Raw genomic sequence first — 12255 nt, 5'->3', positions numbered from 1 at the left:
GTTTAAGCCCAACTGTACCCTTTTCCAGTTCGATTACAGCGGGGAGCACGTTTGTAAAATGCGAGGCTCCCAAGTTAATGAATACTATTATAAATGCTTTTAAATTCTTGAACAAAATCAATCGGCAGCATAGGGTCATCAGAAGCGGCTACTCGTTGAAGCTCTTTTAACCAGTTCATTGATTCTTCATTCAAATTTGACACATCGTTTGCTTGATGAAAATAAACATACAGCAATGCATGACGAAGTTTAATAGAATCTTGTAAATATACTATTTCTTCTTCTTGGATTGTATTTTCCTTCAGATATCCTTTCATAAAATGGCGGAAAAACAATTTATAATATTCCGTTTTATTTTCAAATTCCTTAAACGGATAAGAAAGTGCATAATACAGTGTAATCCCAATATCGTTTACGAAATACGTATAACCGCAATCATCAAAATCGAACAAATAAATGTCTCCGTTATGCAGATAAAAATTACTTTGATGAAAATCAGTATGAGTCAAACCGTATGTATCTTTGGACTTGGGCAGTGAAGTAAGTTTTGTTAATCTTTCTTTTAGAATGGAAATCATTACATCATCAGGTTTCAGGTATTTCTCCGCCTTTAATTGAACTTCTTGGTCCCAGGCTTGTCGTTTAAACGCCGGATTACTCCATTCATAACCTTTAGTCGCATGATGGATTTTACCCAGAAATTCGCCCCATTTTTCGTAAAGCGATTCATTCCATTCTGCATCTGACACTTCTTTTCCAAGAGACATTTCGTATGAAATGGCTAGGAACGACCCATTTTCTGCTGCAATTTCTTCAACCATATTACCCCTGGTCGATGGAACAGCATTTGAAACTGCCAGTCCCTTATTCGACAAAAAAATTAAAAATTCAATTTCACCCTGTATATTATTTCTTGATCTTCTAATTGTATGTGAGATTTTTAATATGAAAAACGCATTGTTTTTCTGGTATTCATAAACAAAGCTTTCATAACCGCCCAATAAACGAACGGTGTCATTATTAATGTCATATCGCTTTATTGCTTCAGTAAGGATCTCATCGGTGAATTGCTCTTTAATTTCTCGTATCATCTTCTATACCTTCTTTCATTCAGAATTTAAGTAGTTGCATAGTTTTTTTCAATCGAAAATTTCGGCGACCACCTAACGGAAGGCCTCCTTTTGACACTTACTAGGTAATTATCCAGAGATCCCTCTCTCAGAAGCATATCCTCATCCGATCCGTCCTGCTCCAACAAGGGGCTCTCTTCGTAATGAGCGTTTCCGAGAAATACCTGCCCAGCTTGTTCAGCTGCTTTACAACCATGCTCTCGACGCGCCTCGGCACCTCCTGCACGATATTGGCTCGGAAGAAAGCACGAATGAGACAAGAATCAGCGTCACCTGCGGGTTCTCCCGATCGTCTAATCGCATTCATGAATGCTTAAAATCTATACCTACTAAATTCCACTTATTCCCGCAATATCCTTGTCTTAAAAGATTAACTCACAATCTTTATGCTTCCATACATCAAATAAGTTTCCATCTATGTCCTCAAAAACAAAAAACATGCCTTAAATGCCTTTATTGCTAATTGTCCTAGTTGTAACTCTCTCAGATGTTAGTCTCATGTGTAATAATTAAATATCATCTATGAAAAATGTTACAACCCACCTTGATCGTCCTTTTATTTTAAAAACAGCTCTTGTGTCAATTATGAGATTCAATGAAATCAACTATTGGGTGGTTATCTCCGAATAAACTTATATAATTACCTCTATCGCTTCTAAGGTTAAAACCAAAGTGACTGACGAACCATTCTCCAGATTTATTTACATTTTTAACTGGAATTAAATTTTATGCGACTCTTAAGATACTCCCATTTAAGCCCCTGATTTCAAGGTTGCTACGCTAAATTAGCGACTTTCAATGGGGCCATGTTCTTGTCCCCGACATAGGTCCTGACTCCTTAATCAGCCAGGTTCTTCCGGCTCGTCCTATCGTTAAACGGTTATTAAAAAAAGGCCAACCAGTTATTACTGGCTAACCTGATATTGCGAAAAATCGCTAAAATATCACTTATAAATTATTAATCTAGCTTTGATACGGAGAAGTATATGTTTCAACAAACAACCCTGAATTCCTGATTTCGTTTAGTTTTTCCACACATGCTTCTTGTAGTCCGATGTACATATAGTAATCATTACCAAAATGAACAAACATGGATGACACGGACAGTTTCCCCCATAAATGTTCTCGGAGGATTAGTTTACAAATATCGGATAAATTTGAGTTATCAATGATATCACCATCTTTTACGGTTGCAAACAAATCAACCATGTTACTCGAAATAGACTGATTCTGAGTGACATTATTATCATATTTTTCTACGTTTGTAATTTTTAATGAAGAAACATTCATACATTGCATTAGAGTTACTACTGCATCAATATATCTACTCTCTATAGATAGATAATCTGACAGGGTAAATTCTTTTCCTCCATAAACTTTTCCGATATCATAGTATGATGTCCAATCTTCTTTTTTAAAGTTTCCTTCATGATCGCGATAAACGGGATCATACTTTGTCACTCTCCAACAATGCATTCTATTTAATCTCCACTCCTATTTTAAATTTTATCATAGTACCTTTTCTGGTACGTTTACTTCCTAAATTTTTCACTGAACTAGCCATTTTCCATACCCCTCCATTATGACCATCAACATCAGGGGTAATGTATTTATTCCCTTTTTTAAAGACAGGTTGGTTATGAGATGTAAATTTTGACTTAGTGTATCCAAGTTCTTTTGCTGCAGCTGTAGCTTCTTTAGTATTCATACTTCGGGCAAACTGCTGCAAATTCAACTTCAGCTTATTCTTGCTAGAAGCGAAATTCTTAATTGCTTTTGCAGCTGCTTTTTTAGCAACTTTGCTGTCGACGTCTGTTAAGCTAACGACATCTCCGTGGTCATTTAAATGATAGTATTTGGTATGGGCAATCGTATTTCTCTTCCCATGACCACTTCTGATGTTCTGAAACAATCACACCTCATTTATTTTCCTTACTGCAAACCATAGCTCAACGAAATTAAGACCGTCTTTACTTCCTGTAATCTCAAATTCCATCCCAATGACCTGTTCGTATCCAGCAGTAGGAAGCCATTCGGAGAAGAAACGTTTATATAAGGTATCAATTGTTTCATCAAATTTGTCCCATGTGAACGGATCAGAGGAAAAAATCGCCCATGTTTGAGCTGATATTGTTATACTTGTGTACCCATCTGTTTTACTTGAATCGCCTTTAAATGCGGACAGCATGTACGGAAAACTATCTTCATCTGTTTTTTTGTAACTACAAACAGCATGCACTTTATGATAGTCCTGATTTAAAAAGGCTGGTAAGTCGCCTGCATTGTCCGCGAGCCTTTTAACCTCGCCATTAGCATGGCTTTGCTTCCATAATTCTGCTGGAGTATCTACTCCGTTTAGTTGAAACATTTTTTCGATTCCAAATACTTGAAAGGATTCTTTTGTCTCGATACGATAGTTCATAGCCTTTTCCCCTTTAATTGAAATAAGGAAGGAAAGCCGAGGATAGGCTTTGAGGGCTGTTCCTTCTTCTCGAGCCATTGCTGGGTTAACACCATGCAACGATTGAAAAGCCCTTGCGAATGAAACTGGAGATTCATAACCATACTTTATAGCAATGTCTACAACTCTTATATCACTATTCTGCAATTCAATTGCAGCGAGTGTAAGCCGTCTTCTCCTTATATATTCCGCAAGAGACACATCAGTAATGAATGAGAACATTCTCTGGAACTGATGTGAGGAACAACAAGCACATTGAGCAACTTCCTTCAATTCGATCTTTTCGGTTAGATTCAATTCGATGTAATCCAACGCCCGATTCATCCTCATAAGCCAATCCATCTGATCCCTCCTCTTAACAGAAGTATAGTTATGCTACGTTTTCATATCGCAACTATTTGTGCACAATTACGTTTCTTTGGAGAATTCATGTTGATTCTTATAATTAATTATATAGCGCAAAGATGTACTTACTTAAAGTAAGTTTTTAGGTACGTTGAGATAGCCTTTTATACTAACCTGCCCGTTTGTTGAACAAAAACAGCCGATTACTTTGACCAGCTACTTTCTTGGTATTATCGGAGTTATCGTTTCTACGTTAGCGTAATATTTCGTTACTGATGATGGATACGCCTACCGCTTTATTTTTATCAAAAGTAATTTTTATGACTGCTATTTCTACTATCTCGGAATGGAGGGTGACTAGGTGTTTTGAACAGTAATCCAATCCTGCATTAAGCCCAGTTTGACTCAATCTATTTGCGATAGTGCAATGAGGAGTCCACCCATTTGGTAAGTAAAATGATTGTGGATTTGAGTATTCACGAAACTTTGTGTGGTGCTCTGTATGTAGATCAATGAGTTGTTTCGATGGAGCTGGGGTTAACATCAAGCTACCAGTATTCAAAAATGTAGAAAGTGCATTAAAAACGACTTGAATTTTGACCTTTGAACCATATAGAGATTTAAAGGCTAACAAAAATTTTTCATCAATATCTGAATAGTCTGCGATAGTAATATGTGGCTTCCTACCAGAAATTTCGTATGCATAGTCTGATATTGAGCTAGCACTTAGCCCTTTCCAAATGGTATTAATAGCCTGCTCAGTTTTTTGATCAAAGTGCGCGACTACCGCAAACATTTCTCTTCCCCCTACAAAATCGCCGTTAACTGAATGACATTATAGCACCACAATTGGAATTATCCTACCCGTTAGCTTAATGAAAATACGACAAAATACCGGTTAGATATACGCCTAATCGGTAATAGGAATATGTTCTTGTTCTTGTCCTTGGCTTGAAACACGAACTTGTACCGATAAAACAAAAAAGTCGCTAAATTAGCGACTTCAATTGGAATATGTTCTTGTCCCGTGACAGTTGCCTTTATCATCTTCTGTGCCTTTCGCATCAGGTGCTTCAAATCCCCTCTAATTGGGACTACTAGAGTCGCACCTAGCTTCTTCATTTAATAACTTCAACCTTTTTATCCCCTGCTGTCTTCGCTACCTCTAACGTTGTTTTACCTTGGATAGCGACTATCACGCCAGTAGCCAGCATAGAAACGATTAAAGCTGCGCTGAGGGCTGTGGAAATTTTCTTCTTGACCATAACCATACCTCCGATATCCAATATGTATTAAGCGGCTCAAGACTATGGCGAGCCGAGGGTGACTACATGACTGTGAAAAGGAGATAATCCAACCTAAATTTACATGGTGGACTTCACTAATTAATTACAATATTTCACTTCTTTTGTCGGGTAATCCATCTGGTGATTGTATTATAACGTACTGACAATGATTGTAAAAGGATTTTTTCCTTGTGTTCAAATAAAATAAAGTATTAGACTCGGAAAAGCACCCAAGTCGCACCTTGCTTCTGAATAGTTTGCAAAAGTTTTGAGCGATAACTCATGCTATCCCCTGAAAAGGGCTTTCTTTTCACCCTGAATGTACTGAAAGTTCATCCATTTATGCTGTCGGCTTCATGTGACCCCTTAGTATTAGCAGAGTCATACTGAACTCGCGCCTCTACAACTTGAGTGTAATGTTCTCTTCCCCACTGCCTTAGCTCTTTCATCGGCTGAAGCAAGGTTTCCCCTAATAGGGTTAGTGAATACTCGACAATTAAAGGTACTGTAGGAGTAATGTGTCGTTGAACCAAACCATCACGCTCCAGCTTGCGCACCGTTTGGGTAAGCATTTTTTTAGATATTCCCTCAACCCTCCGCAGCATTTCTCCATATCTGATTTTACCGTTTTCCATGGCATACATAACAAGTGCAGTCCACTTGTCAGAGATAATGTCAAGAACTTTGCTATAGCCGCAAGTGGATAACGAAATATCAGATTGTTTAGTTGTTGTTGATGAATGTACCAAACCGTTCCCCTCCTATGCACTATGAAGTTTCCAGGACACTTTAAAGTGCCTACTTATATCATTTTATTTTTTGCATTACTGTATGTCTATACCAGCACGGAGCAGCTTGAGCTAGATTTGCTATAGCAAACACACTCCTTAAGGGTGAACTCGGGTGTCTAAGAAGTTTTGCTCTCGGAAGGGGTTGCCTTGTACTGGATTACTTCGAAGGTAGGTAAATAACATGACAAATATTATTAAAAAGCGTCCCAAGCTATATGTATTGGATAACGGTCGAATGAGCATGGATAAAAATTGGATCATCTCCATGCATAATCCAGCAACCATTAATAATCCGAATGCCCAGACACAATTTGCTGAATTTCCAATTTATACGGTATTGATTGATCATCCTGAGGGAAAAATTTTGTTTGATACCGCCTGCAACCCAAACTCGATGGGTGCTCAAGGGCGCTGGGCACAGTCGACCCAACTGTCGTCTCCATGGGTAGCAAGTGAGGAATGTTACCTGCATAACCGGCTGGAGCAGCTTAAGGTAAGACCCGAGGAAATCAAGTATGTCGTTGCCTCCCACTTGCATCTGGACCATGCAGGATGCCTCGAATTGTTCACGAATGCGACCATTATCGTCCATGAAGATGAGTTTAACGGAGCACTGCAGACCTACGCCCGCAATGAAAAAGAAGGAGCCTATGTGTGGGCTGATATTGATGCATGGATCAAAAACCAGCTGCAGTGGAAAACGATCAAACCGGGAGAAGACAATCTGGATCTGGTGGATGGTATCAAAATCTTAAATTTCGGAAGCGGTCATGCCTGGGGAATGTTAGGTCTCCAGATCGAAATGCCAGAAACCGGCGGAATCATTTTAGCTTCCGATGCCATCTATACTGCGGAAAGTTTTGGTCCTCCGGTCAAGCCACCTGGTATAATCTATGATTTGATCGGCTACCGAAACACAGTGGAGAGAATTCGCACTTTGGCTACCCGAACGAATTCCCAAGTGTGGTTCGGGCATGATGCGGATCAATTCGGAAGCATGAGAAAATCTACTGAAGGATATTATGAATAACTCAACCTTCCCATAGCGGAAAAATTGATCTTAAGGCTGCCGGTTCTCGACCGAAATGGAAGAGGCCTTCCAGAACGATAATCGTATTTGCAGACATTTTTTTAAGTAGAACTTAAAAGCCTCCCTCGGGTGGGGGGCTTTTTGTACTTTTAGTATTTTTTTCATTTCATGTAGCGATATTCCAGGAGGTCCTTCAAATTAGAGATTTTCTGCAGCAGCTTCTCCCCTACATTGGTTTCCCTCACCAGCTTCCGTTCCAGTTCTTTATCCACCAGTCTTTTTACAGACATTACGTCCGTTCCGTTGCATAACACATCTTCTTTTGAATTAAATTTCTGATGGGCGACGAGCTGCATGCCAAAGGAATTAAACAACAAAGTATATCCGGCGATGCCCGTTGTAGATTGATAGGCCTTGGAAAAACCGCCGTCAATGACAACCATTTTCCCGTTGGCTTTAATGGGGTTCTCTCCACGAGTTTCTTTAACTGGCGTGTGACCGTTAATGACATGTCCATGATCCGGATTCAAATCAAACTCTTGTAGGATTTTCCGGCAGATCTCCTCATTTTCACGTAAATAGTAGTAAGGGTTCTTTCTCTCCTTATGGGTTTCTTTATCCTGGATAAAGTACCGTTCAAAAGTGGTCATTTCTCTCTTTCCAAAGAGCGAGGAACATTCCCCTGTCCAGATGTACCACACCATATCCGTCGCTAGATCATCTGTCTCTTCCGGATGCGCAAAGGAGTAACGTAAGTAATATTCAAAAACATCGAGCAGCTGACGGCCCGAATACGTCTTGTCTTCAATCTGCATTTCTTCCATGTTTCCTTCTTCATCCAAAGGAATACAGCCGTGGATTAACAAATTCCCGTTGTATTTTAAATAAAGGCTGCCCTTTTTCATAAGAAAATTCATATGTTTGGCCAGCTTTTCGGAATGCTGCACGGAAAACAGCAGCTTTTCCATCACCTCCTGTTCTTCCTCCAGCAATTGTTCAGGCTGCTGCGGATTTACGGCTCTGAAACAGGTGTTTTCCAGCGGGTACGTTTTTCCGCCGATTTTGATTTCATTTTTGTCGTAATCAATCTGCTCAAGCAGAAGTCTTTCAGACATATTAAAGTATGGGCGTCTCTTGATAATCGGGATTTCAAGCTTAAACTGGATCATGGCAATAGCTTGATGAATTTTGGTAATCTGCAGAATTTCCTGCTCCGAACCGTTATGGTCGGACTGCAGCTTGGGTCTGAAGGCCGGATTGTCATCATAGTATTTCTCCGCCAAGTTTAGCAGTGGGCGAAGATTGATTCCGTATACGTCTTCGATGATGTCCAGATTGTCGTATCTGGCGCCGATCCGGATAATATTCGCAAGGCAGACCAGGGAACCCGCATAGGCACCGATCCACAGGACATCATGGTTCCCCCACTGAATGTCTACAGAATGATAGTTGATTAGCGTGTCCATAATTTTATCGGGGTCCGGCCCCCGGTCATAGATATCTCCAACCACATGAAGATGGTCAACCACTAGGCGCTGGGTTGTATAAGCTAGACCGATAATGAGCTTGTCCGCCTGGCCCAAGGAGATAATTTGCCGGTATATTTCCTCATAATAAGGATCCTTATTGTTGGTCGAATCCGTTTTGTATAGAAGCTCTTCTACAACATAGATAAACTGCTCCGGCAGAGCTTTACGCAATTTCGAGCGCGTATATTTGGAAGAGGCATAAGAAACGAGCTTAAGCATCGTTTCAATCGTTTGTCTATGCCACCGGTTCAAGGCTTGTTTATTACACAGGTCTGCTTTAACCAGCTGTATTTTTTCTTCCGGATAATAAACTAAAGCCGCAAAATCATTGATTTCATCATCAGTCCAAACCTCACGGAATAAATCCTTGATTTTCTCCTTTACATTACCTGAACCGTTTCTTAGTACATGCTGAAAAGCATGAAACTCCCCATGCAAATCACTGACATAATGCTCAGTTCCCTTGGGAAGATTGGAGATCGCTTCAAGGTTAATGATCTCTGTTATGACTTTTTCTTCCGTATCATATTTCTCGGCCAATAAATCTAGAAACTGCTCATCCACAACAGATATCCCCCTTCAAGAAAGTATGGTGATGTATAGCCGGGTCCAAAAGCTTAATTCAACCACATTTAAATCCGCTCTATCAATGATTTTAACATACGGAATATTGGTCTTTCGGAATGCGATCCTCTTCACCTGTATGGTTAACAATAAAAGTGAAATTATTTATGTGGTGATATCAGCATCGCCTTCCCCCCATCATGGTATAACCCCCTGTTGCCAAACTCCGCCTAAAGACGCTAGCCTGACCACAATCTGTTCAGGCTTACAGACGCATCACTTGGTGAGATATTATTTTCGGGGTAATAGGGTTCTTCCAACCCCTTATCACGTAAAGCTGCACCTAATTCTACAATATCTTTGGCAAATGTAACATCATAGATTCAGTACTCAACCTTGTTCTTGGTTAAAATTTGTCCATCCGCCGAGCCCTGTCTCTTTCACAATATATATAAAAATACCCCATAGAGAGACATTTTGCATATGTCTACTCTATAGGGTACCGTTTACTTGGGGAGAATCGCTTCTTTTCTATTCAACCCCATTGCGCTAACGGGCACGGCTTGTTATTGAACGACCGGGATCGTTATTTCAAGATCTTTATGATAGTTTTTGACTGGTTGGCCCTTGCTGTCTGAAATCACGGTCCAATCCTTTTTCACTGTCAATGTATATGGTTTGATCGTAATGGTGGTCGGCGTTTTGGCAAACGGCAGGTATGCCTCGTCTTCATGGTATTCGGTACCTGGACTGCTGTTGAAGTACAACTTATGTCTCTTGTGCAATATGTGCGTTATTCGGCGCTTTTTGGTTCATGATCGGAATCATGACCAGTGCGCCAAGAAGAAATAATAATCCTGCACCACCATAGATCGTACTCAGCGAAAAGGCGCCCTTTAACGCGCCAGCGAAAGACATGGAAACGACCATCATGCCAACGAACATCGGATTCAGAACCCCATTCACCCGGCCGACAATCGAAGCCTCTGACCATTTCAGAATCATTGTGCTGATCCCAATATGAATACAAGGGAAAACAAGTCCATTCAGAAATTGAACGGTCAGGGTCAGCGGAACGCTTGTCGAATACCCTACAATAGCTGTGCAGACTCCGCCTGCGATCATACCTATCGCAAGAAGAACCTGCGGTGGAACCCGCTTGGCGAAGACGGCTACGATTCCGCCACCAATCAGCATAGCTGCACCATTCACCATTAGCAGATATTGCAAGAACTCCTCGCTTCTGCCCAGCCGTTCCGTTACGATAAACAGGTTGAGCGCTTGGGCTACGCCAACAGCCAGTCCCGCGAGAATAAACGCAAGTCCGAGCATCCGCAGTACCAGGCTTTGCCAAACATAGCGGAAGCCTTCAATGAATTCTTTACGAAACTGCCCTTTTACAGCGACGGTTTGAGCTTGCATACGATCTTCTGGCAGACGAATAAGAACGAGTGCAGAGAGCAGAAAAACCAAGCCCATGACAGCGATCGATATTTCAAGCCCAAACGTGCTGTAAACGAAGGTTCCGAGCATAGGACCAAGCACCATGAAGATGGCCATCAGCGATTGGAATAGAGCCATCCCTTGCTGAAGCTGTTCTTCGGGCACATGATATTTAAACAATCGCATACTTGAAGGTTGAGAGAACTGCGAAAGAATAGCCGAGATGAATGCGACAAGGTAAACGGAGTGCCAAGAACCGTAATGTATGGTCAGAAGTACTACAAATACCGAAACCGCGGATAATAAATCGCACCAGATCATCGTTCGCTTCGGCCGCCAGCGGTCGGCAAATGTACCTCCGATGAACGAAAAAACAAAAATTGGTGCGAATTCGGCTACGCTGATTAGCGAAATGGCGTATGGATCATTGTTTGTTCTATCCGCAACGTACAGGAGAATAGCGAAATTACGTACCCAAATGCCAATCTGCAGGAGCACACTTGATAATAAAATCGTCTGCAGGAACCGATTGCGAAACATGCTTGGTGCATTCATGTTTTTTTCGTGCCTATCCAATCTTTTCAACCTCCAATTTGTCCAAAAATATTCCCATTTCGAGTAAGATATGACTCTCCTTTCAATTCCTAATTATACGGACTTCCTCATCGTTCACCTCATACTAAAGACTGAATTTTCAGAGTGCATGTCCATTGTTCTTGATTTAATTTCTATATAAACGCGCTAAACTGCCCGCCCGTTAGTTGAATAAAAGCAGCCGATTACGATCCTCAGCTCCTTCTTGATTTTATTTATCTATCTATCTGTCTATCTCTTATCCAGTTAGCTTTATCTATACTGCTAAGTTAACAGAAAACTGATGTAAAGCACCGGGTATCCCTCTAAACATTAGAATTCTTTGGTTATCTAAGTCTGCATTCGGACTATGTTCTTGTCCATTCGGGGAATCGGTACAAGTTCTTGTCCTTGGTTCGGGACACGAACTTGTGCCGATAAAATAAAAAAAGCCGCTAAAATAGCGACTTTCAATGGGGACATGTTCTTGTCTCTCTACATATCAACAGGGGATAAAAAATCAAGATTGTTTTTTATTTGTTTACATGGAATGGCCTTTTGATTAATTTTAGTCAAAACACGTCACTTACAATGATATTTCCCCACAAACTTTTTAATGTTTTACCATTAATCTTAACTTGATTTAATAGTTGTTCAACTGATTCGTACTTAATTCGTGCTTCTTCATTTTTCTTAATACAGTACCAACCACTTTCATTATAACTGATTAAAAAATGAGTATCATTCAAGATAAATTCTATTTCATGTCCGAGATTTAAATCTTCGGTGAATTCGTCGTAACTATACATCTTGTGTCTCCCTTCACAACCTCCAAGGACTTCTAGGAACTTTACTCCAATCCAAATCGGAACCCCGAAGAAGCAATTCAGAGTATGAATGAACCAAAAGTCGATAAGTATATAAACTTGTACGATAGCAACGAGAATATTATCGGAAAATTCCTACTCGAGAGTTCAGAAGATTAAACTAAACTAATGAGGCTTTAAGTGCATGTGCTCAATGTTTAGATATACACCTATTTGGCATTCGGACTATGTTCTTGTCCATTCCGGGAATCGGTACAAGTTCTTTTCCCTCAACAC

Annotated in this window: 13 protein-coding genes; 1 reads left to right on the top strand and 12 read right to left on the bottom strand. The window is 40.4% G+C overall.

Going from position 1 to position 12255, the window contains the following annotated elements; genetic code table 11:
• Positions 1–74: 74 nt before the first annotated feature.
• The 8 genes from QP794_RS07260 to QP794_RS07225 all read right to left on the bottom strand — a co-directional run bounded on the left by QP794_RS07260 (position 75) and on the right by QP794_RS07225 (position 5971).
• Positions 75–1091 carry a phosphotransferase enzyme family protein gene (locus tag QP794_RS07260; RefSeq protein WP_285075603.1) on the bottom strand — a complete coding sequence of 339 codons (1017 nt, stop codon included), beginning with the start codon at positions 1089–1091 and terminating at the stop codon, positions 75–77.
• 127 nt (positions 1092–1218) lie between these two features.
• Positions 1219–1437: a hypothetical protein gene (locus QP794_RS07255; protein ID WP_285075602.1), complete on the bottom strand. Its 219-nt coding sequence runs from the start codon at positions 1435–1437 to the stop codon at positions 1219–1221.
• Between the two features lie 656 nt (positions 1438–2093).
• The gene (locus QP794_RS07250; protein WP_285075601.1) at positions 2094–2591 is read right to left on the bottom strand and encodes a hypothetical protein; all 498 of its coding nucleotides are present in this window, start codon (positions 2589–2591) and stop codon (positions 2094–2096) included.
• Between the two features lie 16 nt (positions 2592–2607).
• Positions 2608–3042, bottom strand: a complete 435-nt coding sequence (locus QP794_RS33300) for a toxin C-terminal domain-containing protein (protein ID WP_483311877.1) — start codon at positions 3040–3042, stop codon at positions 2608–2610.
• Entirely contained in the window at positions 3043–3933 is an 891-nt protein-coding gene (locus QP794_RS07240; RefSeq protein WP_285075600.1) for an AraC family transcriptional regulator, read from the bottom strand.
• A gap of 256 nt (positions 3934–4189) precedes the next feature.
• On the bottom strand, positions 4190–4732 hold the full coding sequence (locus QP794_RS07235) for a 2'-5' RNA ligase family protein (RefSeq protein WP_285075599.1): 543 nt from the start codon (positions 4730–4732) through the stop codon (positions 4190–4192).
• Between the two features lie 322 nt (positions 4733–5054).
• Entirely contained in the window at positions 5055–5201 is a 147-nt protein-coding gene (locus tag QP794_RS07230; RefSeq protein WP_179132638.1) for a hypothetical protein, read from the bottom strand.
• Positions 5202–5554: 353 nt separating this feature from the next.
• The gene (locus QP794_RS07225; RefSeq protein WP_285075598.1) at positions 5555–5971 is read right to left on the bottom strand and encodes a winged helix-turn-helix transcriptional regulator; all 417 of its coding nucleotides are present in this window, start codon (positions 5969–5971) and stop codon (positions 5555–5557) included.
• A gap of 223 nt (positions 5972–6194) precedes the next feature.
• Between QP794_RS07225 and ahlS the strand changes: the two genes are divergently transcribed.
• Positions 6195–7043, top strand: coding sequence for an AhlS family quorum-quenching N-acyl homoserine lactonase (gene ahlS, locus QP794_RS07220; RefSeq protein WP_285075597.1), 849 nt, complete (start codon positions 6195–6197; stop codon positions 7041–7043).
• Positions 7044–7204: 161 nt separating this feature from the next.
• On the opposite strand, the gene QP794_RS07215 is transcribed toward ahlS, so the two are convergent.
• The 4 genes from QP794_RS07215 to QP794_RS07200 form a co-directional block, all read right to left on the bottom strand.
• Complete coding sequence (locus QP794_RS07215; protein WP_285075596.1) at positions 7205–9136, bottom strand: fructose-1,6-bisphosphatase; 1932 nt, start codon at positions 9134–9136, stop codon at positions 7205–7207.
• A gap of 566 nt (positions 9137–9702) precedes the next feature.
• Positions 9703–9903 (bottom strand): hypothetical protein, encoded by a 201-nt coding sequence (locus tag QP794_RS07210; RefSeq protein WP_285075595.1) that lies wholly within the window; start codon positions 9901–9903, stop codon positions 9703–9705.
• A 1-nt stretch (position 9904) separates the two neighbouring features.
• On the bottom strand, positions 9905–11155 hold the full coding sequence (locus QP794_RS07205; RefSeq protein WP_285075594.1) for an MFS transporter: 1251 nt from the start codon (positions 11153–11155) through the stop codon (positions 9905–9907).
• A gap of 569 nt (positions 11156–11724) precedes the next feature.
• A complete protein-coding gene (locus QP794_RS07200; protein ID WP_285075593.1) occupies positions 11725–11961 on the bottom strand; it encodes a hypothetical protein in 237 nt (78 codons plus the stop codon).
• Positions 11962–12255 lie beyond the last annotated feature (294 nt).

It is taken from the genome of Paenibacillus sp. UMB7766-LJ446, from assembly GCF_030226665.1.
GTDB classification, from domain to species: domain Bacteria; phylum Bacillota; class Bacilli; order Paenibacillales; family Paenibacillaceae; genus Paenibacillus; species Paenibacillus vandeheii.
Note: the sequence above shows the minus strand (reverse complement) of the source record. Positions and strands in the feature narration are given on the sequence as shown.